Source organism: Chengkuizengella sediminis, assembly GCF_010078385.1.
Classification (GTDB): Bacteria; Bacillota; Bacilli; order Paenibacillales; family KCTC-33759; genus Chengkuizengella; species Chengkuizengella sediminis.
Map to the genome: position 1 here is coordinate 77,591 of NZ_SIJC01000002.1, position 23,285 is coordinate 100,875.

A 23,285-nucleotide genomic window follows, 5' to 3' on the forward strand; every position below is an offset into this window, starting at 1 on the left:
CTGATGTTTGAATGGAACATGATCGTAATTTGTCTTTAAAACTATTTATTGTATTATCCCGTGCGACTAGAACAATAAGTGATTTAGCGCATCAGGACATTCAGAGTTATGGATTAAACACAACTGAGTTTGCTGTTCTAGATCTTTTGTATCACAAAGGGGAACAGCCTTTACAAAAAATTGGGGAGAAAATCTTAATCGCAAGTGGAAGTATAACTTATGTCGTTGATAAATTAGAGGAAAAAGGCTATTTAACAAGAAACCCAAGTCCAAATGATAGAAGAATTATTTATGCGATTATAACGGAAAAAGGGAAGAAACTCTTTGATGAGATCTTTCCAAAACATGAAAGAAAAATTGATGAAATCGTCAATGGACTATCAGATGAGGAAAAAAACGAAGCTATTTTTTTGCTGAAAAAATTAGGTATTTATGCAAAACACATAAAATAAATTTTTTACAATTAACCACAAAAGTGAAGATTAGCTTTGTAGTAAATCCTAATTACTTTGCGGAGACTTAAGGCAATATGAGGATGGAAAGTTATACTTACCTTTTATTAAATAAATATCTCGAATTCGAGATAAATCTGAAGGGAGAATATTAAAATGCGAGAAAATAGAATGGGAATTGGTTTATTAATTATTCGTTTAGTAGTAGGTCTTTTATTCATAGGTCACGGTTCACAAAAATTATTTGGTTTGTTTGGTGGTTATGGTTTACAAGGAACTGGAGGATTTTTTGAATCCATCGGTTTAACGCCAGGAACTTTAATGGCATTTGTTGCAGGAGCTGGTGAACTTGTTGGTGGAATTCTCTTAGTATTAGGTCTTGTAACGCCTATCGCTTCAGCAATGATTTCAGTTATAATGTTAGGAGCCATCGTTAAATTACATGCTCCTGCTGGATTATGGGCAGATCAAGGTGGTATGGAATATCCATTAGTTCTTATTGCAACTGTAATTGGTATAGCATTCATTGGTTCAGGGAAATATTCTCTTGACCATCACTTTTTCAAAAAAAATGCAGAGGGTGTGATATCTAATGATTAAAGTTTATCCTAAGGAATCTAGATTCTCACGAGATCATGGTTGGTTACAATCAAACTTTAGTTTTTCGTTTGCAGATTTTTATGATCCAGAAAATGTACAATTTGGTTCTTTAAGAGTATTTAATGACGATTTTGTACAGCCATCTCAAGGTTTTGGGAAACACCCTCATGAAGAAATGGAAATCGTTTCGATCGTATTAGATGGTGAGTTAAAACATGCAGACAGTGAAGGGAATTCAGCTGTCACTACTTTTGGAGGCATTCAAAGAATGAGTGCGGGAACAGGGATTTATCACTCCGAATTCAATCCTTCTTCAACAAAAGAAGTGAATTTCTTTCAGTTATGGTTTTTACCAGATAAAAAAGGTGTAACACCGGAATACGAAAAAACAACTTATGAACCTTCAAAAATGGAAAACAACTTGTTGCCTGTAGTTTCCAATCAAGCTTCAGAGAACGTAGCTTACATTAATCAAGATGTAACAATTTATATGTCTGACTTAGAAAATGGTAAGGAATTAACACATACACAGGAAGCTGGAAGAAAAATGTTTTTGTTTGTCATTGAAGGCGATGTGACATTGAATGGGGACATTAAATTATCCAAACGTGATTCAGCTCGTTTGACAGATGAGACAACGACTACGATTCAAGCTGATTCAAACGCACGGTTCTTGTTGATTGATTTAGTGTGATTTGAAAAATAATGAAGGACAGCAGATTGTATTGCTGTCCTTTTAAACTTAATCCGATTTCCAATGAAAATTAAGTTAATATTTACTCTATATGCTCTCCCTTATTAAGTATTAGATAAGAATAAGTAAAATATAACCCTCCCACGTACATAATAAGAGCAACAAAAGCAGGGGTAAGATGGACAACATCCACATATCCAATCATAAAGTGTGTCCCAATAGCTAACGTAAACCCAGGTATTCCCGCTATGAGTAACATCACCCATAACCACTTGGCACCTTGTTTAAATCCCCACAAAGAAATCATCAATAATAAAATACCTTCAGTTAACAACGCCCCTCCAAAACCTGCTCGATCATGTGCAATTAATGGAATGATTTTATCATTTACTTGATTTAATAATTCTGGAGGTAAACATAAGTATTTTAAATCTTCTTTCACGAATACAGATGTCATACCAATCATAGAAATCGAAATGCCTGCAATAATAAAAGCAACACTTAAAGAAATAAATAGGAGTTGTCCCCATTGGTTTTTTTTCCAAGCTCGTGAATTTGTAAGATTAGAGCAAGCATCAACATTTGTGATTTTATTTTTATCTTTTAGACCTAATAAATAGAAAGGAAGTAAAATCAACCAAAAAAGAGCATGAAGTTTATCAAAGTATCCATAACCTAAGAAAAGAAAAAAACTTAAAAATCCGAACATGCCTGCTGTAATAATCGCCTTCCTAGCCCAGTGAACACCATTTTTAATTAAATAGAAGCTCAAACCTCCATATAAAATACTTGATGATATCATTGTACCTGCTAAAGTAATCCGATCATGTGCCATAAAAAAAATGAGTCTTTCACTAAATAGAAGTGTTAGTTGCTCTTTAGACATGCCTAAAAATTGTTCATCATAGGATAGGACAACCTGCGTTAAACCAAGATAAAGTGCAATGATCCCACCCAATAATATACCAAGGGAAAATAACGAAAATCCGACCCAACTTACATTTTTTGATGAATGTATTTGATTTTTAGGGTATTCATTTTGAATAGGTTGATCATCATGATTTTGATTCTGATTATCATATACAATCGCTTCATTGATCCTTTTAGGTAATCCTGGACCTGAAAAAACCAATCCGCTTTGAATTTGTAAAAAATCTGCTCCAGCATAAAGAAACTCGAGTGCATCAATCGGTTCATAAATTCCCCCAGAGGCTATAATTTTAAAATTTGGAGGTGTGTTGGCATGCAGAAACTTTACCATCTCTATGTTAGTGTCCTTAACTTCTTTATCAACTTTATATTTCCCATCCCCTAAGGAGACAGCCTCATCTACAATGAAGCCTTGAATACCCACATGAATGGCATTGTTTATTAAAGATATTAAGGTATGTGTACTCATTTGTGGATCCACAGGTAAAAGAATTGGAGAATTCGTTTGACTTAATATTTCTTTAAACTTATTGATCTCGTTCAAGGAAGCATAGAACTCATTTCGTAAATTCTCTCTTAGATCTATAACAAAATATGCGGCAAATGAGGACAATGAATTTACTAATGCGGATAATTCAGTGATTGCTTCCTCAATTGAAACATCTTTAGCATGTGAAATACGGACTCCAAAAGGGGTTTTTAAAGGCTGCATATTGTTTAAGCGAGAGAGAGATTTTGATAGTCCTATATTTTCATACATGGAAGAGTATTTAATGGATTCTTTTTTTCGATCACGAGTCATTCCATCATAGGTTGATTCAGACTGTAAAGTAACTGGTCCCAACTCTATATAGCCAAAACCCAAGTTTGATAATGCTTCAGTCCCAATCAATTCTGGGTCTAGTCTTCCACTAAGACCAATTGGGGATGAAATGGATGAACCGAGAAGATCTCTTCTTAATGAAATGGAAGGGGTCATGTGGCCCATAAATTCGATGATTTTACCACCTATTCCAAAAGGGATTGTAGCTAATTTATTCATGGATTTTAAAGTAATGTTTCTAGAATCTTCGGGTGAAAGCTGAAATAAGAGGGGTTTGAAAATAGTTTGATATGACCAATCTGGCATGATGTTTCATCCTTTCCCCTTCACTATTGAATAGATTTTGACTTCATTATAAATGGTTTATTTGTTTTTGATTAGTTCTAAATTTCATAGTACTTAACGAGTTGAAGGTGGACAAAATAATATGATTTTAGTAAAAGTTTAATTAATATCAAAAAGAAAGTTGGTTGACAATAGTTAGTATTAGTAATAAAATGGTAACTATAAACTGAAATAAAAAAAATTACATTTTTCGGAGGTAAAGCTTAAATGAATGAATCTTTATTTAATAAAGGAATATTAGGTAAAATAGAAGTATCAAATCGATTTGGTGTTGCACCTATGACAAGAACAAGTGCAACTGATGAAGGATTAGTTACAGATAGAATGGAAAATTATTATTCTCGTTATGCTGAAGGAAAGTTTGGATTTATTATTGTTGAAGGAACTTATACAGATCGTGAATACAGCCAAGGTTACTTTAATCAACCTGGGATTACAACGGGTGAACAACTAAACGCATGGAAAAAGCTAGTCGATACGGTTCATGCTAAAGGATCAAAAATTATTGTTCAGTTGATGCATGCTGGAGCACAAGCAGTAGGAAATCCTTTTATAAAAGAAACGATTGCTCCTTCTGAGGTAAAACCTAAAAATATTGAAACTACACCAAAGGAAGCAACAAAACAAGATTTACTAGAAATCAAGAAATACTTTGTTGAAGCGGCAAAACGTGCAGAGGTAGCTGGTTTTGACGGTGTTGAAATTCATGGAGCAAATGGATATCTCTTAGATGAGTTTTTACTTGACTATGCAAACTTAAGAACAGATGAATATGGGGGGGATACCCAGAAGCGTGTAAAGTACTTAACTGAGATTATTGAGGCAGTACGAGAAAGTGTTGCTAATGATTTTACTGTAGGGATTCGTATTTCTCAAAATAACTTGATGGATCAATTTTCTCATCAATGGGCTAATGGTGAAAAAGACGCAGAAGTGATTTTTAGCAGCTTGAAAGAAGCAGGGGCTGATTTCATTCATACAACAGCTTATGATGCATGGAAACCTGCTTTTGGTGAAAATACATTATCCTTAGCAGCAGCGGCGAAAAAATTTGGAAATTTAACAGTAGTTGCAAATGGAAATATGCAAGAGATAGATCAAGCTGAAGAAATGATTCAAAAAGGTGAAGCTGATTTCATTACCATTGGAAAAATGGCGCTCGCAAATCCTGATTTACCATTAAAAGTAAAAAGAAATGAAGAATTGATACCTTTTGATCCAGAAAAATTCATGGTGGTAACAGAGCAAAATGCAATGCCTGATATGACAATTAAAGATCATGAAGTGAACATGATGAAGTGAAACATTAAAGTGTAAGAAAGATGACATAGAGCTTATCAATGAGGTTTTGGTAAGCTCTTTTCATTTTAGGTTTTGCTATTCATGGATAATTTCATGTAAAGCTTTTTCTAAATTTTCATATTTAAAAGAAAATCCGTTATTCAAGAAACGCTTAGGAACACATTTACGACCAGTTAGTGCAAGTTCTGGAGCTGTTTTCATCACAAAAAATGAGCCGAATTTCACAATAGGAGTTGGAACATTTGGACTCCATCCTTTTCCAAGAACTTTTCTAACGGTTTCCATAAAACTTTTGTTTGTAACAGGATTGGGTCCAGTAGCATTGTATACTCCAGAATATTGATTATTATCAATAGCATGTAAGAACATTTCATTTAAATCATCAATATGAATCCAGCTTATATATTGTTTACCAGTACCTATGGTTCCACCAAGGTTTAATTTTGCTAATTTCAAAAGAGGTTCTAATGCACCACCTTCTTTTCCAAGGGCGAATCCAATGCGTAAACATAATTGACGAGTTTTTTCATGATTAAATTCAAAAAAAACTTCTTCCCATTTCTCACAAACCTCAACTGAAAATCCAGTACCATGAGCTCCGTTTTCATCACATTCGTCTATTGTATCTCCATAAATGGCTAAAGAAGCAGCTTGAATGAATACTTCGGGTGGATTACTGCAGTTTTTTATGCTTTCATGTAGTATTTTTACAGAATTAATTCGAGAAGATAATATATTTTCTTTATTTTTTTTAGTGTAAATACAGTTCACACTTTTCCCAGTGAAATTGATAATTGCGTAACTTCCTTCTATTTCTTTTTGCCAATCTCCTAGAGTTTGACCATCCCAATGAACATATCTAATATGATTTTTAGTTGATGAAGGCTGTCTAGTTAAAATAACAACTTCATAACCTAGTTTAACTAAATAGTTAGCTAGTGAAGTACCTAAAAATCCAGAGCCACCAGGCATTATTATTTTACGACTCATCAATCTCACCCCTTATGCAACTAGTCTAGAAATTTTTCTCTATGTTCCTTACTTGGAATCATACATTGCTCACTTTTGCCAAACCACCGATATCTATTTTTTGCAATCCAATCATAAACAACATCCCTTATCGATTTTGGTATAATGATGAAAGCATAGAGTACAGGCCATAAGTTTTTTAATAATAAACATAAACGAAGTGCTGCAGTTGATTTAGTATAAGCTCTGTCCCCTTGAATAAGGACAATCGTACTGATTTCTTTTGTGTTTAAGTTATACTGCTTAAGGAACTTTTGTCCAGTACCGGATTGTAATGAAGCAAATTTGATGTTTCCTTTTAAATCTCTTGAGAGAATAAATTGAACAACACCATTACATAAATTGCAGACACCGTCAAAGAGTAAAATAGATGGTTTATTCATTGTAATTAGCTCCTTACTGTTTAAGTATACCTTGACGTATAGATTTTCGTTAGTTCTAAATTTTATAGTACTTTGGAATAGGAGACTTTCACATGTATACTCGTTTTTCAAATTCAAATGAAGTCGTTATTTTACTTCATGAAATATACGGAATAAATAAACATATGATTGATACAGCAGATTTGATAGAAGAGTTAGGAATTGATGTCATTATTCCCAACCTGCTCAACCATGAAAAAGTTTATAACTATGATGAAGAACATGAAGCCTATCAAAACTTTAAAATGAATGTTGGTTTTGAAAAAAGTACTGCTAAAGTGAAAAAGTTAATCAGTGAGTATTCAGAAAAATATGGTAAAATGTCATTAGTTGGATATAGTGTGGGGGCAACAATTGCATGGTTATGTAGTGAAAGTCACCTGTGTGATAGGGTAGTTTGTTATTACGGCTCTCGCATCAGAGAAAATTTGAACATAAAACCACAAATACCAACCTTGTTATTTTTACCTGAAAAAGAAAAATCATTTCTTGTAGATGATCTTTACAATAAGCTTACTCAAAAACAAAGTGAACACAATGAAGTACATACTTATAAAGCGAATCATGGTTTCGCAGACCCATACTCAAAATATTATAACAAAGAAGCTTATAAACGTTCATTTCATCAAATGGTTAATTTTTTAAGGGTTTGAATTTATTTAAAAAGGAGAATTAAAATGACTTTTGAATTAATACCTATGACAGCAGTTCACTATGAAAAATTTACTTCACATAGTATAAATCATTTTGCTAATCAAAAAGTTAAAGCGGGTACATGGCTACAAGAGGATGCATTGAATAAATCAAAAGAGACTTATGAGCATTTATTGCCTCAAGGATTAAATACAAATTTACATTATTTACTCTCTATCGTAAATGAAGGGCAAACGATAGGATGGTTATGGTATTTTTTTGATGATTCAAAGTTACAAAAAGAAGCTTTTATCTATGATTTTTATATATATGAAGAACATCAAGGGAGAGGTTTTGGAAAATCATCACTTTCAGCATTAGATATGCTAGCAAGAGATAAGGGAATAAAAAAGATCTCACTTCATGTTTTTGCTCATAATAAACGTGCAAAGCAACTATATGAAAAGATGGGTTTCGAAGCTACAGATATTAGCATGTCAAAAGTACTAGAAACTACTATTCTATAGAAGGATTCGTAGATTATTACTCAAATCATTATAACATCGAAACTAGCTTTAACAAATATTTTGATGTTGAAAAAGGGAGAATGTTAAATGGCCATCATGTTAAAGCCAATGTCTGAAGAGATTTATAAAAAGTTTACTTCAAACATAATAATTGACTATGCAGAAGACAAAGTAGAAGCAGGTACATGGTTAGAGGAGGAAGCATTAGAGAAATCAAAGGAAGATTTTGAGCGGTCATTACCTCAAGGAAGGCATACGAAACAACATTTTTTACTTTCTATTGTAAATGAAGAGCTGACGATAGGATGGTTATGGTATTTTTTTGATGATTCAAAGTTACAAAAAGAAGCTTTTATTTACGAATTTTACATATATGAAGAACAAAGAGGAAAGGGATATGGAATAGAATCACTCACAGCATTGGACAAGTTGGTAAGAGAAAAAGGAATTGAAAAGATTTCTCTCCATGTATTTGCGCATAACGAACGTGCAATACACCTTTATAAAAAAATGAATTATGAACCTACGGCTATTAGCATGTCTAAAAAACTGTAAGTAAAATTAGAAGATAAACTTGGTCTTTATTATGCAAACAGTAACAGCTCAAAACGTTGCGATGTATGAGTGATTTCTTAAAGTTTTTAATAATTAAATTTAAGCAGCTAACATGACTTTGTTGGCTGCTTTTTTGGAATATGCAAATGTTTACATTGAAAACGATACCAACAAGTGTTACTATGTTCTATATTTACTCTTTTAAACGATAACATTAGACAAGCTGAACAGTTACTATGAAAAAGGGAGAGGACTAACATGATCAAATTTAAGAGGAGAAGTTTACATTTATTCATGATGCTATCACTAGTTTTGATGCTAACTTTTAGCACTATGAATTTTGGTTTTGCAAGCGCTAACAATAATAGTGTACAAGTATGGATGACAACCGTAGATGAGCAAAAACTACTAGAACAGCAAGTAGATATTTTTTTTGAAACAGATACAACCTTTAACCCAATTACTATTCAAGTTGATGAAAATATACAGTATCAAGAAATAGATGGTTTTGGAGCAGCAGTTTCTGGTTCAGCTGCTTACTTAATTAATCAATTAGATTCAGCTCAACAATCTGAGCTTTTAAACGATTTATTCGGAAAAGATGGAGTGAATTTCAGTTTTGTTCGTCATACGATCGGGGCTTCAGATTTTTCATTATCTTCTTATACTTATGATGATTTACCACAAGGTCAAACGGATTTAAGCTTGGAGCAATTTTCGATCTCTCAAGAACAAGTCAATGTGATTCCTGTGTTGAAGGACATTAAAGGGATCAATACAGATGTAAAAATCTTAGGGACTCCATGGAGTGCACCTGCTTGGATGAAAAATAATGAGGAGTTAAACGGAGGTACTTTAAACCCAGATTACTACCAAGTTTATGCTGAATATTTAGCGAAATATGTACAAAGTTATGAGAATGAAGGACTACCAATTTACGCGATAACAGTTCAAAATGAACCGCATCATGAAACTAGTGGGTATCCAAGTATGTATATGAGTGCTGAAGAGCAAACCAATTTTATTAAAAACAATCTAGGTCCAACATTTGAAGCACAAAGTTTGGATACAAAAATATTAAGCTGGGATCACAACTGGAATGAATTTGAGTATCCAATTCAGGTACTAGAAGATCCAGTTGCGAAGACTTATGTAGATGGAAGTGCATTTCATTGTTATGGAGGAACACCGGATAAGCAATCAGAAGTACACAATGCTCACCCAGATAAAGGAATATGGTTTACTGAATGTTCTGGTGGTGAGTGGGATACTGATTTTGATGTGAATATGAAATGGAATATGTCCAATGTAGTGATTGGGTCTATACGAAATTGGTCAAAATCCGTTCTGTTATGGAATTTAGCTTTAGATGAAAACTTTGGACCCATTAATGGCGGTTGTACAGATTGTCGTGGCGTCGTCACAATAGATTCAAATTCTGGAGAAATCACAAAAAATGTTGAGTATTATGTTCTAGGTCATGTTAGTAAATTTGTAGATCCAGGTGCAGTAAGGATTGATTCCAATTATGATGAAAGAATAGAGACAGTGGCCTTTAAAAATCCCGATGGATCAAAAGTATTACTTGCACATAATAATTCTGAACATGAACAAACGTTTAAAGTAAAATCTGGTAGTGACGGTTTTGAGTATACGCTCCCTGTTGGGGCAGTTGCCACATTTGTCTGGGAAGGAAACTTTGATACAAATGGTATCAATGCCTTTGATAAAATTGAAGCAGAAGATTTTAATGCAATGAGTGGAATTGAAACGGAAACAAATGGTGACGTTGTTAATGTGGGTTGGACGGATAATGGAGATTATATCATGTTTGAAAATGTGGATTTTGGAAATGGAGCAGTAAACATTGATACTAGAGTAGGTTCGGCATCTGAAGGTGGAACACTAGAATTAAGAATTGGTAGTTTATCCGGAACCTTAATTGGTGAAGTAAATGTGAATAATACAGGAGGATGGCAAACTTATGATGTCGTAAAAGCTGATGTCTTTAGTGCAAAAGGAATTAATGATTTATATGTTATATTTAAAGGTGGTAATGGAATCGGGAATGTAGATTGGATTCAGTTCCAACCATTCACTCAACAAAATTTAATCAATGACAGTGGATTTGAAACAGGTGATTTATCCAACTGGAATGAATGGCACCCTGACAATCAACAGTTAGCTCAAAGTATAGATAATGATGATCCACTAAACGGAAATTATAAATTAGTACACTGGTCCTCTTCAGATTATCAGCAATTAACGAGCCAAATCTTGGACGTACCAAATGGCACTTATAAAGCATCGGTTTGGGTGAGATCAGGTGGAGGTCAAAACGAACTTCATTTATTTGCTAAAGGATATGGTGGGGAAGAATTACAAACGGTTATAGGTTCTGAACCTGAAAGTACGTGGACTCAATATCTTATTGAAAACATTCAAGTAACCGAAGGACAATTAGAAATTGGAATTTGGTCTAATTCCCCAGGAAATAGTTGGGCGATATTTGATGACTTCGAGTTGATTCAGGAATATAGATAAGTATAATAAAAACCCAAATAATACTTCCTTCTTAATTTAAGAGGGGAGTATTTTTTTGTGAGGAACCCCAGGAATTATTTTCCTGATAAATGTAAAATATATTTGATATAATGAATAGTTTATATTACTATATGTATATAAAATTTTACTAAAAGTAAATATAAACAGACAAAAGGAGGAAAATATGTCCTACGAAGAAAAAAACAATATCGTATCTTTAATTAGCACCATACTGATTTCTTCAGGTTTTTTCATTTATGTATTACAAAATTACCAGGAAGGGAGCTTAGATTCGGCAAATGTCTTTAATTTTTGGGGATCCGTCTTCTTTCTCTTAATTATCGTGACAATTGTGTCCAATATCATCTTGCATATTATATTCGGGATTATCAATACAATAGCAACCAAAGAAGAAATACCTTCAATTTCGGATGAACGAGATAAATTAATTGAATTGAAAGCAACAAGAAACTCTTATTATGTATTTGTAGCTGGGTTTTTGCTTGCAATGGGATCTCTGGTCTTTGATATGTCACCGAATGTGATGTTCTCCATATTATTTATCTCTGGATCTGCGGCATCGATGATGGATAGTATTTCAAAGCTCTACTTTTATCGGAGAGGATTTTAAAGATGGACAAATGTCTTATTAGCAACAATATTCGCAAATTACGTTTTTACCATGATGAAATGACCCAAAAACAATTGGCTGAAAAAGTGGGTGTGACAAGACAAACAATCGTAGCGATCGAAAAGGAAAAGTATTCCCCTTCTCTTGAATTGGCTTTTCGAATTGCTCACGTTTTTAACTCACCGTTGGAAGAAGTATTCTCTTTCTCTTTAGAAGATGAAACTAAATAAAGCTGTCATAGTTAAGGGTTAACAGCGGTGCATTTTTAAGCATAAGCGTTAAATCAGCAGAAAGGAAGGATACAAAATGAAGGCTGTTGTATATCATAAATACGGTTTACCGAATGTCCTTGAAGTAAAAGAGATAGCAAAACCTACTCCCAAGGACAATGAAGTACTAGTAAGGATATATGAGACAATTGTAACACCAACTGACTGCGTCACACGAAAGGGTACCCCATTTATTATCAGACTTTTTAATGGCGTCATAAGACCCAAAAACACCATGCTTGGGGCTTACCCAGCCGGGGAAATTGAAGCGGTAGGCAAAAATGTGAAATTACTCAAAAAAGGTGACCAGGTTTTTGGATCTACCGGTACTGGTTTAGGCGCTCATGCTGAGTACAAATGTCTTCCTGAAGAAGGGGTGGTGGCAATAAAACCGGCAAATATGACCTATGGGGAAGCCGCTGCCGTCCCTTATGGAGCATTAACAGCATTGACTTTCCTTAGAGATAAGGCAAATATCCAGAGTGGACAAAAAATCCTTATCATTGGCGCTTCTGGAGGGATAGGTACTTTTGCGGTGCAGCTTGCCAAGTATTATGGTGCAGAAGTAACCGGGATATGCAGCACTACGAATTTAGAATTAGTCAAATCTTTGGGAGCCGATAACGTAATTGATTACACGAAAGAGGATTTTACCAAAACCGGCCAGACCTATGACATTATTTTTGATGTGGTAGGTAAGAGTTCATTTTTACATTGTAAAAGCTTGCTAAAGCAAAGAGGAATCTATCTATCAACTGTCCCTACGCTGGCAATAATGCTTCAAATGTTATGGACATCAAAGATCGGCAGCAAAAAAGCAATGTTTGCGGCCACAAGTTTTTCGTGGTCGCAAAAAGATTTAAATTACCTCAAAGAGCTTGTTGAGGCGGGAACGATAAAATCGGTCATAGATAGACGTTATCCTTTGGAACAAATGGTCGAAGCTCATAGGTATGTAGAAAAAAGACATAAGAAGGGAAATGTAGTGATAACTTTGGAACATAAAAACCAAACATAAAGTACTGCACTCACCATGTTTTATTTATTTTTTTGATTTCTACATGTCTTCCATCCTAATAAATATATCAAGTATCCTCATCTTCTTATCCAATCTATTTATTGAAATTCTTTTAAATATCCTATATCAATTTTTACATTAGCCGCTTAAGGTTCAAACACGGGATCAATTCCCTTTAAGGAAGTTATTTTTTTGAGGAAAAAAACTTAAATTTGACTTCTAAAAATATTATTCGAGGAGGAATACCTATGAAAGCAATCACATGTACAAAATACGGATCACCCGATGTTCTTCAGCTCAAGGAGGTAGTAAAACCTACTCCCAAGGACAATGAAGTAATGATAAAAGTATATGAGACAATAGTATCGCCAGTGGACTGCGCCTTTCGAAAGGGTGAACCATTTATTTCAAGATTTTTCACTGGTCTCACAAGACCCAAAAATACTATACCGGGATTTTTATTATCGGGAGAAATTCAAGAAGTAGGCAAAGATGTAAAATCATTTAAGAAAGGTGACCAAGTTATTGCATCTACCATGTTTGGTGCTAATGCCGAGTATATATGTTTGCCTGAGGAAGGAGAACTGGCAATAAAACCGATTAATATAACCTACGAGGATGCGGCCGCAGTCTGTGATGGGGCATTAACTGCATTACCTTTTCTTAGAGATACGGCAAACATTCAGAGCGGACAAAAAGTTCTTATCAATGGTGCTTCTGGATCAATAGGTACTTCTGCGATACAGTTAGCCAAGTATTATGGGGCAGAAGTGACCGGGGTATGCAGTACCACAAATTTAGAATTAGTTAAATCTCTAGGGGCAGATAAGGTCATTGATTACACGAAAGAGGATTTTACCAAAACCGGTCAAACCTACGATATTATTTTTGACACGGTAGGCAAGAGTTCATTTTCACGATGTAAAAGATCGCTAAAGCAAAGTGGGGTTTATCTTTCAACTGTTCTTACGCTGTCAATTATTCTTCCAATGTTATGGACTTCAAAGATCGGCAGTAAAAAAGCAATTATTTCGTTCACAGGTTTGAGGCCATCAAGTGAAAAAACTGAAGATCTAAAATTCCTCAAAGAGCTTATAGAGGCTGGAGCGATTAGATCGGTCATTGATAGACGTTACCCATTCGAACAAATTGAAGAGGCTCACAGGTATGTCGAAAAAGGACACAAAAAAGGAAGTGTAATTATAACTTTGACAGGTAGTTAGTGATCACTTCACACCCAAGGTAATGTGAGTGAACTCAGTTGAAGCAGCTTTGCTTGCAGAAGTTGTAGTTTCTCAACAATCTTAAAATACTCCCTTCTATAGAGGGGAGTATTAAAGTGCTTTATTTATGATAGTAGTTAAAAGTGAGTAAAGTTATAATCCCTTTCTTTTCACTTTTTTTACGGCTTCCTTACTGCTTTTTACACCTAGCTTTTTTAAAATTTTATTCACTTGGTTTTTTAATGTACTTTCTGATTTATATAATTTTCTTCCGATTTCCGTTTGTGTCATGCCTTTTTCGATATGTTGGAACACTTCTTTTTCGGCAGGTGTTAGTTTTTGAAGTTGTTCTTCTCTTTTTAAACGATGGAACTCTTCTTTGAATACTTCCATCGGATGTGAATGAGAAAAGGCAAAACGTATGACATGTGGGAGTTGATGAAAGTCGGGTTTAGCTACATAATTAATTGCTCCTGCTGTAAATGCTTTTTTTATAATTTCCTCGTCATTTAAAGAGGTAAGCATGATGATTTTAGCTTCGGGATTTGACTCAGAGATCTCAACAGCTGTATAAATCCCATCTAGTTGATTTTCAGTTAAGTTAATATCTAATAAAACAACATCAAATTCAGTATTAGATACGAGCTCTAATGCTGCTTCGTGAGTTGTGGCTTTACCAATCACTTGAATATCATGTTCGTGATTTAAAAATTCGGTAATCATTTGCAGCCAATCTAAATCGTCTTCAACTAGCAATATTTTAATTTTTTTATTCATATCCAAACTCCATTCTCATTTTCAAACCATCATTTTATTTGGAAAGAACAACTTAACTTCTGTTCCCATATTTTCTTCACTATACAGTTCAATTGAACCACCACATTGCTGCATGACATTATAACAGTAGGATAACCCTAACCCATAATTTTGTTTTTTATTTTTTGTCGTGAAAAACGGATCTAATACATATTTTAAATTTTTACTAGAAATACCTTTACCGTTATCCTTTATGGATACAACAATGTGTTTTCGGGTTTTGTAGGTGACGACAGATAATGACCCACCTATAGGCATGGATTCTATGGCATTTTTCAAGATATTGTTAAATACTTCTTGGATATGTGTTCGATCACAAAATAGATTGATATTTTCGATAAGTGATAAATTTATTTGGATCTTTTTTTTCTCTAAATCTGACTTTAAGTTCTCTAAGCACTCTACGATTAATTCGTCAAGCCCATTTGTTGTTTCTTTAAATTGTATGTCCTTCATTTGATCTTGGATGCGGTCAACCATTTCCTGCATATGGTTTGAAGCTCTATTAATAATATTGAAATATACATCAATATCTTGGTTGGTTACTTCCAATGACTTTTTTAAGTTTTCTGTAGTTAATGTGATTTTTCCAATTTCATTTTTTAACGTATGGTTTAAAATAGCTGTACCAGAACTTACTGATTTTATTGTTGTATTTAAGTGATCTTTCTCAATGTTCACTTTCATACCTAACACCCCATAACGAAAGCTGAAAAAAAGAGCAGTGACTAATGAAAATATAATAAAAACACTAACGTAAGGAAAAAAATAAAAATTAGGATCATATACCCTCATAATGTTTATAAAGAAAAGAATAGATAAAATTGTAGGTACTATGATGAAAAAGGTAATGAGTTTATTTTTCCTTTTTAAAGGATGTTTTTCAGTTACAAATGTGAAGGTTAATAGAAAACATGAAAGGATATAATAAGGTGCAACCCAGTACAGTAATAATAAATAATTTAATTTCAATATAGGGAAGTATGTTGTAGTAAATAACATGATTATAACGGGAAGTAAAAGAACTATTTTTAATAAAGAACGCCATTTTTTATTGAAAAACTCTGAATAGACTATTGCAAAAATAAGTACTCCATATGGTGTTAATGTTTGATTGATAAAATCTAATATATGTTGAATTGTATTAAATAAATAATATAGGTTTGAAAAATTTTCTCTTAAGAGTGAGGGCAAAATCAAAGCTCTTATCGTATCCGCTAAGCCACCTAAACTTGCAAATAACAAAAAGGCTGATGCCCATCGATTGGACTCATTTTTTGGGTTGATTACGACTAAAAATAAAGCAATGATAAATAATACGATAAAATAAAAAAACATTCAAATCACCCTTGGTTAGTGAGTAATATTCTCTAATTATCATAACACGTTTTTGAGGATCTTATTTTTGTAGAATAAAGTGCCGACTAATTTAGAAGGGAATAGGTGGCCGAAGCCAGAACCTATTCCTTAGATCAATATATAATACTTCGAGTAGTGTGAAAGTTGTTTTACAATGAATAATCTAAATTTCGTTTTGTTTTTTTCATTAGTACATTCACATATATGAAGAGGGGAAATCCAATTGCACTAATTAAGGCTAAGATACCAAAAACAATGACAGGTGCCCCAAAACCAAATGCACCTAATAATACCCCACCTATTAAAGGTCCTACAGAACCACCCAGTGAGGTGAATCCCATCGCTCCAAAATAAGTTCCCTTCATTGAAGGATCAGCAATCTGATCAACAAACAGGTCATACATCGTAAACATCATGACTTCACCAATCGTAAAGATGATCATAGATAGTCCGATTAAATAGATAGATTCAAATAGACCAACTCCAAATAATCCGATAGAGGTTGTAAGTGTGCCTAACATGATTGAAATAATTGGCGAGAACCTTTTGCCAATACGAGTCACAGGATACTGGACAACGAGTACCGTAATCGCGTTTAAAATAATGAGAGAAGTATATAAGGCAACTCCATTTTCAAAATAAGTAGCATTTTTAAAAAATTGTGGCATTGTAGAACCAAATTGAGAATAACCGATTACCCCAAATATGAAGGCAATAACTGCTACTAGAAAAACTAAGTCTTGTCGCAATGCACTCAAAGCTTTCATCATTGTTATTTTTTCTTTTGTTTCTATTTTTTTATTTGAGTCCCTATGTTTTGGTAAAATATATAATAAGGAGATTGCATACAACAAATATACGATCGCAGTGATGACAAAAGTTATGGTGGATTTAGAGCTCCCTATTAAAAATCCAACTAGTGGTCCTACTGCAGCACCAACGTTAATCGCTGCATATCTTAAATTAAAAACGAGTAGTTTATTTTTCTGTTTTGTCACATCAGATAATAATGCTCTTGAGGAGGGTTCAAAAAAGGAACTGCATAATCCATTAAGTGCGTTTAAAATAAAAAACATAAAGACATGAGTGGCTAAAGCAAAACCTAAAAAAACAAAAGCCCATACAAAAATTGAAATGAGCATTACATTTTCTCGTCCGTATCGATCCGATAGATTTCCACCTATAAAACTACCAGGAATTCTCGTAAATGCACTAACTCCTAAGATCACTCCTATCATTACAGGGCTTATTCCATGAACCACCGATAAATAAATAGCAAGAAAAGGCATGGTCATAAAGGTAGCTGCACGAGTGAAAAGAGTTCCAAATATAATACTTTTACTTACAGGGTTAATTGATCTAAGTCTTTGTAACATGTAGACCCCTTCTTCCGTTTTTGATATTGAAAAATTATACATGAATCCGATCATTTAATCAAACAAATGTTCTTATTGAACAGTGGGAAAATGTTCATATTTTATATCCCAACGCCATCTGTTTCACTGTTTGAAACTCAGTTTCATTAAGTGGGTTGTTTATATTATACTGGATGTTAACAAATAAAACCACACTTTTTTAATGTAGTCATTATTTTTTGGTAATTTCTCTATTACAATGTTTATTTTAAAATTTTATCTAATGTATGCCGTTATAACATCGGCTCATAGATTTAACTAATCCTACAACTTTAGACTGAGTTAAAAAGTACATAACTGATGGATAAACAATATTTTTTCAATTGGGAATTAATTTTTAGGAGGAGAATTTTAAATGAAACCTATTTTTGTGTATGGCTCATTAATGAAAAAAGCTATGTACGGTGCATACGAACATTTTTTAAAAGGGAATACGGAAAAAGAGGTAAGTGGAACAATACAAGGAAAGATGCATGTGGTTGCTAAATACCCTGCTGTGATTGAAGGGGAAGGTGAAATTGTAGGAGAGTTAATGTATATAAAGCATCAAAAGTATAGGGCAGTATTAAAAAGCTTGGATATTTTTGAAGAGTATATGGAGGGAAAACCTGAAAAAAGCATGTATCTAAGAAAATCTAAAATAGTGAGCACAGATTTAAATGAAAAAGTAGAAGCATGGGTATATATTTGGAATCAAAGTGTTGAAGATCTAATTAAAGTTGAGGATGGGGATTGGATTAAACACAGCATGGTTGATTTTTAAACAATCCCCTCTTTACATTCAAAACCGTTTCATTTAAAATGTTCATAATATAATTTTATCATCATAATCAGTGATTGGGAGAGTACTCATGTTTGAGAGTCAAAGCGAGCCGAGATTGGTGGAAGTCGGTACGGAGAACATGAAGAAGCGGACCCATGAGATGATCTTTTGAACTTAAAAGTAGGAAGATCCGGTAGCTCCGATATCGTATTTAAGTGGCATGAATGATGGTATGATTTTCATGCACGAAGAGTGGTACCACGGGAATATAAAACTCTCGTCTCTATATTGAGACGGGAGTTTTTCAGTTCGTGGACGAACTGATGCAGGCGTTCACCACAAGGACGTGTTGAGAACTTAGCCAGCGTACCTATTAAGGATGAATTGATGTCTACGTTGGCCACATGGACGTGGCTGGTCTTAGTAGAGGAACCTTAGTTGGACGAACTGATGCAGGCGTTCACCACAAGGACGTGTTGTGAATTTAGCCGACCAATCTTATTTGGACGAACTGCCAAAACAGGATGTTTTGGTGCATCGTTGTCCACAAGGAAGTGGACGATTTTAGATGTAAACATTAATACGTTCACCACACATATAAAAATATCAAAATCAAGGAGTGAGAAAGATGCTAAAAGAGACCATTGCTAACATATTAAAGGATGTTATATTACTAAGCACAGAAGAAATTGAACAATTGCTTGAAGTTCCACCAAATGCAGAACTAGGAGATATTGCTTTCCCTTGTTTTATATTAGCTAAAAAGTACAAAAAAAATCCAACAATTATAGCTGCAGAATTGGTAGAACAATTAAAAAATGATCTAAAACTTGAAAATATCAACATACACTCTCAAGGAGCATACATTAATTTTTTCTTTGAAAACAATGTATGGTCAGAAAAATTATTGAATTCTATTTTACAAGAAGATTTTACAAAGATGGATATTGGCAAAAATGAGCGTATTATAATTGACATGTCTTCACCTAACATTGCCAAACCTTTTGGAATTGGACACCTTCGTTCCACTATGATTGGAAATGCTTTGTATCACATATATAAAGTTGCAGGGTATGATGCTGTAAGAGTGAATCATTTGGGTGACTGGGGAACCCAGTTTGGTAAACAAATCACAGCTTATAAACGTTGGGGAGATCAACAAAAAATGAAAGATAACGCGATCCATGAATGCCTTCAGTTATACGTGAAATTTCATGAGGAAGCAGAACAAGATCCTGAACTTGAAAAAGAAGCACGTATATGGTTTAAGAAGCTGGAAGAGGGTGATGAGGAAGCAATAAAACTTTGGAATTATTTTATTGAATTAAGTCTTAAAGAGTTTAAACTAATGTATGAAAAACTAGGTGTAGACTTTGATCATTATTTAGGAGAAAGTTTTTATAATGACAAAATGGAACCTGTTGTAATAGAGCTTAAAGAAAAAGGTCTACTTGAAAAAAGTGAAGGGGCCATGGTTGTTCGTTTAGATGAATTAGATATGCCTCCTTGTTTAATATTAAAATCAGATGGAACTACCATTTATCCTACTAGAGATTTGGCAACAGCCATTTATCGCCATGAACAAATGAAAGGAAGTAAAATCTTATATGTAGTTGGAGCGGAACAGCAATTGCACTTTAAGCAGGTTTTTGCAGTGCTTGATAAAATCGGTAAAGGTTGGTCCAATGATTGTGAGCATATTTCTTTTGGTTTAATGAAATTTGAAGGTAAAAAGATGTCTACACGTCGCGGTAAGGTTATCTTTTTAGAAAAAGTATTAGAAGAAGCTGTTTCAAAAGCGAAAGAGATTATTAATCAAAAAAATCCTGATTTGTTTAACAAGGATGAAGTTGCTGAAGCCATTGGAATTGGATCAGTTATATTTAATGATTTGAAAAATAATCGTATACAGGAAGTGGACTTTTCACTCGAAGATGCTTTAAACTTTGAGGGGGAGACAGGAGCGTATGTTCAATGTACTTATGCTCGTATCCAAAGTTTACTTGAAAAGGGAGAGTGGAAAGAATCTTGGATAAACGATCATTTGAATCCGGTTGACGGGAAATATTTGAATGATCCTTCTTCTTGGACTTTATCTAAGGAGTTGATGAATTTTCAACAGATCATAGAACTAGCGTTATTTAAAAACGAACCTTCTGTTGTTGCACGTTACGCTTTAGAAGTTGCCAAAAAATTTAATCGCTATTATAATAATGTACGAATAAATGTTGATGATATGAACGAGAAAAAATCCAAATTGGTGCTGACGTATGCAACAGGGAAAATCCTAAAACAGGTTTTACAATGTTTAGGTCTCAAATCACCTTCAAAAATATAAATGATGAAAACATTGATGAATTTACACAAAAGGCTGTGTTTTAACATTGTGATAACATTTATAATTTAAAATAAATTAACAAATACAACAAATCAAAGGAGTTCAACGATGACTGAAAGAAAATTAGTATATTTTTTATGTACAGGCAATTCATGTAGAAGTCAGATGGCTGATGGATTTTTAAGAGCTCTTGGAAGTGAAAAGTATGAAGTGAAAAGTGCTGGTTTAGAAGCACATGGTCTGAATCCGCGTGCTGTTCAAGTTATGAAAGATGCAGGCGTTGACATTAGCAACAATAGTTCTGATGTCATTGATCCTGAAATTTTAAATAAAGCAGATTATGTCATCACATTGTGCGGACATGCAGATGAACATTGCCCTGTCATTTCAAATAAAAATGTGGTCAAATGGCACTGGGGATTTGAAGATCCAGCAAAAGCAACAGGAACTGAAGATGAAATTATGATGCGGTTTAGAGAAGTGAGAGATTCCATTAAAGATAGAATTGCAACATTTGTGGAATCAGGAAATTAAAAGATTGAAAAATCGGTAAATAAATAGAGGAAAAAGATGTAGATTCTGATCCATGTATGGTACATCTTCCTCTATTTTTTATGTTTTGGAGTATAGTAATTATAATCTTATAATTCCGTTAAAATGAAAGGGCCATTTTTTGTTATCGCTAAGGTATGTTCATACTGTGTCGATAACGAGCCGTCTAGTGTACGTGCCGTCCAACCATCATCATCTAATTTACAATATGGAGCTCCTATATTTAACATGGGCTCAATAGTTATTACCATTCCTTCCTCTAGATAAGCTCCTTGATCTGAAGGTCCAAAATGTGGGATGAATGGATCTTCATGCATTTTTTTACCAATCCCATGACCTGCAAACTCTTTCACAACACTATATTTTTTTAATTCAGAGAATGTTTGAATAGCGTGAGATATGTCCCCAACACGATTTCCGACTTGGGCTTGTTTTATTCCTACATGAAGTGCTTCTAAAGTTGTATCTAACAATTTTTGTGCATCTTCAGAAATGTTGCCTACCGAATAACTCCAGGCTGAATCAGCTAACCAACCATTTAAATTAACAACAAAATCAATCGTTACAATATCTCCTTCTTTAAGGGGAGTTTCATTAGGGAAACCATGACAAATGACATCATTTACTGAACCACAAGTAGCAAATGGATAACCTTGAAAACCTTTTTGCTCTGGTGTGGCTCCATGATCTTGCAAGTATTTTTCAACAAATGTATCTATTTCTATAGTTGAAATACCTGGTTTAATTAATTTACTAACTTGTTGATGACACTCCGCTAATAATATTCCTGATTCTCTCATCAAGGAGATTTCATCTTTATTTTTTAGTCTTATCATTTTTAAAACTCCTTTCACATTTGATTTTTGATCAATGTAATTCACTGAGTGATCAATCTTGTATTTTATTGTAAGTAGACTTAATAAGGGAGAAATGGGTTAAAGAGGACATTTTCTCTAATGTGAAATACTTAACTTATTTAAATGGTTATCTATTTTATATTTAAATTAGAACTTATTTTTGAGCTGAATATAAAATATGGTATGTTTAATAAATATAAAGGGTGGTGTTAAAGTTGAACATACAGCTATATATCAGTGATCATTGCATTGCCTGTGAAGAAGTGATCGACTTTTTTAATAAAAAGAAAATAAAGTATGAATTGATTAACGTAACACACGACCAAGACCGATTTGATGAGGTGCTCCGATTAGGGGGAATTGCCACGCCTTTAATCGTATGGGATGAAAAAGTTATATACACGTTTGATCCGAATAAGTTTGAAACGATTTTGGAGGGAAAAGATGGATAAGTTATCGTATTTATCTCAAATAAGTGTTTTTGATGAACTACCGATGGAAGATTTGATGGAGCTTGATAAAATGGCTCCGATGTCCACCATTAAAAAAAATACAATTATACAAACACCTGAGAAATATCGTGAAGGTATGTATTTTCTTAAGGAAGGCAAATTAAGACTCTATAAAATTAATGCAGAAGGAAAACAGTTTACTTTAGGTATTTTAGGTAAAGGAAATGTATTTGGAGAAATTGATTCTTTTTCATTTGGTACAAAGGATGTTTTTATTGAAACAATAGAGGATACATTATTATGTTCTTTAAGTAAAACTCATTTCGAAAAATTTATTGAGAAACATCCAAAATTGGCTTTAAGATTTTTAAAAGCTTTAAGTGATCGTTTAAGAGATCGAGATGCAATGCTGGAAAAACTCGCTTTTGGAGATATTCGCACACGTATTTTACATTTATTGCTTAAACTTTCAGAGCAGTTTGGCATTAAAGATGGAGATTATTATAAGATTGATCTGCCTTTGACACATCAAGAGTTAGCAAACATGATTGGGGCAACGAGAGAATCCGTCAGTGTATTATTAAAGGATTTAGTGAAAGAAGAAATCATACGTACAGGAAGAAAATCTATTCATCTTAAAATAGAATTAGCAAAAGAACATTTAGAATTAAGCGGTGGATAGTTCACAAATGTAAAACATCTTACAGAATATAAGTGAAAATCAAAATATAATATG

The 23,285-nt window shown here is 33.6% G+C and carries 24 protein-coding genes and 1 other annotated feature; of the genes, 17 read left to right on the forward strand and 7 right to left on the reverse strand.

Features of this window, described 5'->3' with window-relative positions; translation table 11 throughout:
• The first annotated feature begins 11 nt into the window (after window positions 1-11).
• The 3 genes from EPK97_RS04910 (at window position 12) to EPK97_RS04920 (ending at window position 1,746) form a co-directional block, all read left to right on the forward strand.
• Entirely contained in the window at window positions 12-452 is a 441-nt protein-coding gene (locus EPK97_RS04910) for a MarR family winged helix-turn-helix transcriptional regulator (protein ID WP_162035505.1), read from the forward strand.
• Between the two features lie 156 nt (window positions 453-608).
• Window positions 609-1,052 (forward strand): DoxX family protein, encoded by a 444-nt coding sequence (locus EPK97_RS04915; protein ID WP_240903701.1) that lies wholly within the window; start codon window positions 609-611, stop codon window positions 1,050-1,052.
• Window positions 1,045-1,746, forward strand: a complete 702-nt coding sequence (locus EPK97_RS04920; RefSeq protein ID WP_162035506.1) for a pirin family protein — start codon at window positions 1,045-1,047, stop codon at window positions 1,744-1,746. The genes EPK97_RS04915 and EPK97_RS04920 overlap by 8 nt, the downstream gene beginning before the upstream one ends.
• Before the next feature lie 82 nt (window positions 1,747-1,828).
• On the opposite strand, the gene EPK97_RS04925 is transcribed toward EPK97_RS04920, so the two are convergent.
• On the reverse strand, window positions 1,829-3,805 hold the full coding sequence (locus EPK97_RS04925) for a beta/alpha barrel domain-containing protein (RefSeq protein WP_162035507.1): 1,977 nt from the start codon (window positions 3,803-3,805) through the stop codon (window positions 1,829-1,831).
• Window positions 3,806-4,051: 246 nt separating this feature from the next.
• Between EPK97_RS04925 and EPK97_RS04930 the strand changes: the two genes are divergently transcribed.
• On the forward strand, window positions 4,052-5,146 hold the full coding sequence (locus EPK97_RS04930) for an NADH:flavin oxidoreductase (RefSeq protein ID WP_162035508.1): 1,095 nt from the start codon (window positions 4,052-4,054) through the stop codon (window positions 5,144-5,146).
• 75 nt (window positions 5,147-5,221) lie between these two features.
• Here EPK97_RS04930 and EPK97_RS04935 read toward each other — a convergent pair whose 3' ends face one another.
• Entirely contained in the window at window positions 5,222-6,136 is a 915-nt protein-coding gene (locus tag EPK97_RS04935) for a TIGR01777 family oxidoreductase (RefSeq protein WP_162035509.1), read from the reverse strand.
• 20 nt (window positions 6,137-6,156) lie between these two features.
• The gene (locus EPK97_RS04940; protein ID WP_162035510.1) at window positions 6,157-6,558 is read right to left on the reverse strand and encodes a thiol-disulfide oxidoreductase DCC family protein; all 402 of its coding nucleotides are present in this window, start codon (window positions 6,556-6,558) and stop codon (window positions 6,157-6,159) included.
• A 92-nt stretch (window positions 6,559-6,650) separates the two neighbouring features.
• Between EPK97_RS04940 and EPK97_RS04945 the strand changes: the two genes are divergently transcribed.
• From EPK97_RS04945 to EPK97_RS04980, 8 genes are all read left to right on the forward strand, one after another.
• Window positions 6,651-7,250: a dienelactone hydrolase family protein gene (locus EPK97_RS04945; protein ID WP_162035511.1), complete on the forward strand. Its 600-nt coding sequence runs from the start codon at window positions 6,651-6,653 to the stop codon at window positions 7,248-7,250.
• A gap of 24 nt (window positions 7,251-7,274) precedes the next feature.
• Window positions 7,275-7,757 carry a GNAT family N-acetyltransferase gene (locus EPK97_RS04950; RefSeq protein WP_162035512.1) on the forward strand — a complete coding sequence of 161 codons (483 nt, stop codon included), beginning with the start codon at window positions 7,275-7,277 and terminating at the stop codon, window positions 7,755-7,757.
• An 87-nt stretch (window positions 7,758-7,844) separates the two neighbouring features.
• The gene (locus tag EPK97_RS04955) at window positions 7,845-8,312 is read left to right on the forward strand and encodes a GNAT family N-acetyltransferase (protein ID WP_240903702.1); all 468 of its coding nucleotides are present in this window, start codon (window positions 7,845-7,847) and stop codon (window positions 8,310-8,312) included.
• A gap of 258 nt (window positions 8,313-8,570) precedes the next feature.
• Entirely contained in the window at window positions 8,571-10,856 is a 2,286-nt protein-coding gene (locus EPK97_RS04960) for a carbohydrate-binding protein (RefSeq protein WP_162035513.1), read from the forward strand.
• A 184-nt stretch (window positions 10,857-11,040) separates the two neighbouring features.
• Entirely contained in the window at window positions 11,041-11,487 is a 447-nt protein-coding gene (locus EPK97_RS04965; RefSeq protein WP_162035514.1) for a hypothetical protein, read from the forward strand.
• Window positions 11,488-11,489: 2 nt separating this feature from the next.
• Window positions 11,490-11,717: a helix-turn-helix transcriptional regulator gene (locus EPK97_RS04970; RefSeq protein WP_162035515.1), complete on the forward strand. Its 228-nt coding sequence runs from the start codon at window positions 11,490-11,492 to the stop codon at window positions 11,715-11,717.
• 76 nt (window positions 11,718-11,793) lie between these two features.
• Window positions 11,794-12,774 carry an NAD(P)-dependent alcohol dehydrogenase gene (locus tag EPK97_RS04975; protein WP_162035516.1) on the forward strand — a complete coding sequence of 327 codons (981 nt, stop codon included), beginning with the start codon at window positions 11,794-11,796 and terminating at the stop codon, window positions 12,772-12,774.
• Window positions 12,775-13,022: 248 nt separating this feature from the next.
• Window positions 13,023-13,997: an NAD(P)-dependent alcohol dehydrogenase gene (locus EPK97_RS04980; protein ID WP_162035517.1), complete on the forward strand. Its 975-nt coding sequence runs from the start codon at window positions 13,023-13,025 to the stop codon at window positions 13,995-13,997.
• A 153-nt stretch (window positions 13,998-14,150) separates the two neighbouring features.
• Here EPK97_RS04980 and EPK97_RS04985 read toward each other — a convergent pair whose 3' ends face one another.
• The 3 genes from EPK97_RS04985 to EPK97_RS04995 all read right to left on the reverse strand — a co-directional run bounded on the left by EPK97_RS04985 (window position 14,151) and on the right by EPK97_RS04995 (window position 17,548).
• The gene (locus EPK97_RS04985; protein WP_162035518.1) at window positions 14,151-14,774 is read right to left on the reverse strand and encodes a response regulator transcription factor; all 624 of its coding nucleotides are present in this window, start codon (window positions 14,772-14,774) and stop codon (window positions 14,151-14,153) included.
• Between the two features lie 21 nt (window positions 14,775-14,795).
• Window positions 14,796-16,151 (reverse strand): sensor histidine kinase, encoded by a 1,356-nt coding sequence (locus EPK97_RS04990; protein ID WP_162035519.1) that lies wholly within the window; start codon window positions 16,149-16,151, stop codon window positions 14,796-14,798.
• A gap of 170 nt (window positions 16,152-16,321) precedes the next feature.
• On the reverse strand, window positions 16,322-17,548 hold the full coding sequence (locus EPK97_RS04995) for an MDR family MFS transporter (RefSeq protein WP_240903703.1): 1,227 nt from the start codon (window positions 17,546-17,548) through the stop codon (window positions 16,322-16,324).
• A gap of 394 nt (window positions 17,549-17,942) precedes the next feature.
• Between EPK97_RS04995 and EPK97_RS05000 the strand changes: the two genes are divergently transcribed.
• From EPK97_RS05000 to arsC, 3 genes are all read left to right on the forward strand, one after another.
• A complete protein-coding gene (locus EPK97_RS05000; RefSeq protein ID WP_162035521.1) occupies window positions 17,943-18,350 on the forward strand; it encodes a gamma-glutamylcyclotransferase family protein in 408 nt (135 codons plus the stop codon).
• A gap of 61 nt (window positions 18,351-18,411) precedes the next feature.
• Window positions 18,412-18,638: a binding site (T-box leader), on the forward strand.
• 340 nt (window positions 18,639-18,978) lie between these two features.
• Window positions 18,979-20,688: an arginine--tRNA ligase gene (gene argS / locus EPK97_RS05005; protein ID WP_162035522.1), complete on the forward strand. Its 1,710-nt coding sequence runs from the start codon at window positions 18,979-18,981 to the stop codon at window positions 20,686-20,688.
• A gap of 108 nt (window positions 20,689-20,796) precedes the next feature.
• Window positions 20,797-21,222 (forward strand): arsenate reductase (thioredoxin), encoded by a 426-nt coding sequence (gene arsC, locus EPK97_RS05010; RefSeq protein ID WP_162035523.1) that lies wholly within the window; start codon window positions 20,797-20,799, stop codon window positions 21,220-21,222.
• 107 nt (window positions 21,223-21,329) lie between these two features.
• Here arsC and map read toward each other — a convergent pair whose 3' ends face one another.
• Entirely contained in the window at window positions 21,330-22,076 is a 747-nt protein-coding gene (gene map, locus EPK97_RS05015; protein WP_162035524.1) for a type I methionyl aminopeptidase, read from the reverse strand.
• 236 nt (window positions 22,077-22,312) lie between these two features.
• On the opposite strand from map, the gene EPK97_RS05020 reads away from it, so the two are divergent.
• Window positions 22,313-22,549 (forward strand): glutaredoxin family protein, encoded by a 237-nt coding sequence (locus tag EPK97_RS05020; protein ID WP_162035525.1) that lies wholly within the window; start codon window positions 22,313-22,315, stop codon window positions 22,547-22,549.
• Entirely contained in the window at window positions 22,542-23,231 is a 690-nt protein-coding gene (locus tag EPK97_RS05025) for a Crp/Fnr family transcriptional regulator (RefSeq protein ID WP_162035526.1), read from the forward strand. Before EPK97_RS05020 ends, EPK97_RS05025 begins: the two co-directional genes overlap by 8 nt.
• The last annotated feature ends 54 nt before the right edge of the window (window positions 23,232-23,285 follow it).

Excerpts from the sequence above, each read along its gene's own strand:
- EPK97_RS04910 (WP_162035505.1), top strand. The coding sequence starts at position 12 with ATGGAACATGATCGTAATTTGTCTTTAAAACTATTTATTGTATTATCC.
- EPK97_RS04915 (WP_240903701.1), top strand. The coding sequence starts at position 609 with ATGCGAGAAAATAGAATGGGAATTGGTTTATTAATTATTCGTTTAGTA.
- EPK97_RS04920 (WP_162035506.1), top strand. The coding sequence starts at position 1,045 with ATGATTAAAGTTTATCCTAAGGAATCTAGATTCTCACGAGATCATGGT.
- EPK97_RS04925 (WP_162035507.1), bottom strand. The coding sequence starts at position 3,805 with ATGCCAGATTGGTCATATCAAACTATTTTCAAACCCCTCTTATTTCAG.
- EPK97_RS04930 (WP_162035508.1), top strand. The coding sequence starts at position 4,052 with ATGAATGAATCTTTATTTAATAAAGGAATATTAGGTAAAATAGAAGTA.
- EPK97_RS04935 (WP_162035509.1), bottom strand. The coding sequence starts at position 6,136 with ATGAGTCGTAAAATAATAATGCCTGGTGGCTCTGGATTTTTAGGTACT.
- EPK97_RS04940 (WP_162035510.1), bottom strand. The coding sequence starts at position 6,558 with ATGAATAAACCATCTATTTTACTCTTTGACGGTGTCTGCAATTTATGT.
- EPK97_RS04945 (WP_162035511.1), top strand. The coding sequence starts at position 6,651 with ATGTATACTCGTTTTTCAAATTCAAATGAAGTCGTTATTTTACTTCAT.
- EPK97_RS04950 (WP_162035512.1), top strand. The coding sequence starts at position 7,275 with ATGACTTTTGAATTAATACCTATGACAGCAGTTCACTATGAAAAATTT.
- EPK97_RS04955 (WP_240903702.1), top strand. The coding sequence starts at position 7,845 with ATGGCCATCATGTTAAAGCCAATGTCTGAAGAGATTTATAAAAAGTTT.
- EPK97_RS04960 (WP_162035513.1), top strand. The coding sequence starts at position 8,571 with ATGATCAAATTTAAGAGGAGAAGTTTACATTTATTCATGATGCTATCA.
- EPK97_RS04965 (WP_162035514.1), top strand. The coding sequence starts at position 11,041 with ATGTCCTACGAAGAAAAAAACAATATCGTATCTTTAATTAGCACCATA.
- EPK97_RS04970 (WP_162035515.1), top strand. The coding sequence starts at position 11,490 with ATGGACAAATGTCTTATTAGCAACAATATTCGCAAATTACGTTTTTAC.
- EPK97_RS04975 (WP_162035516.1), top strand. The coding sequence starts at position 11,794 with ATGAAGGCTGTTGTATATCATAAATACGGTTTACCGAATGTCCTTGAA.
- EPK97_RS04980 (WP_162035517.1), top strand. The coding sequence starts at position 13,023 with ATGAAAGCAATCACATGTACAAAATACGGATCACCCGATGTTCTTCAG.
- EPK97_RS04985 (WP_162035518.1), bottom strand. The coding sequence starts at position 14,774 with ATGAATAAAAAAATTAAAATATTGCTAGTTGAAGACGATTTAGATTGG.
- EPK97_RS04990 (WP_162035519.1), bottom strand. The coding sequence starts at position 16,151 with ATGTTTTTTTATTTTATCGTATTATTTATCATTGCTTTATTTTTAGTC.
- EPK97_RS04995 (WP_240903703.1), bottom strand. The coding sequence starts at position 17,548 with ATGTTACAAAGACTTAGATCAATTAACCCTGTAAGTAAAAGTATTATA.
- EPK97_RS05000 (WP_162035521.1), top strand. The coding sequence starts at position 17,943 with ATGAAACCTATTTTTGTGTATGGCTCATTAATGAAAAAAGCTATGTAC.
- argS (WP_162035522.1), top strand. The coding sequence starts at position 18,979 with ATGCTAAAAGAGACCATTGCTAACATATTAAAGGATGTTATATTACTA.
- arsC (WP_162035523.1), top strand. The coding sequence starts at position 20,797 with ATGACTGAAAGAAAATTAGTATATTTTTTATGTACAGGCAATTCATGT.
- map (WP_162035524.1), bottom strand. The coding sequence starts at position 22,076 with ATGATAAGACTAAAAAATAAAGATGAAATCTCCTTGATGAGAGAATCA.
- EPK97_RS05025 (WP_162035526.1), top strand. The coding sequence starts at position 22,542 with ATGGATAAGTTATCGTATTTATCTCAAATAAGTGTTTTTGATGAACTA.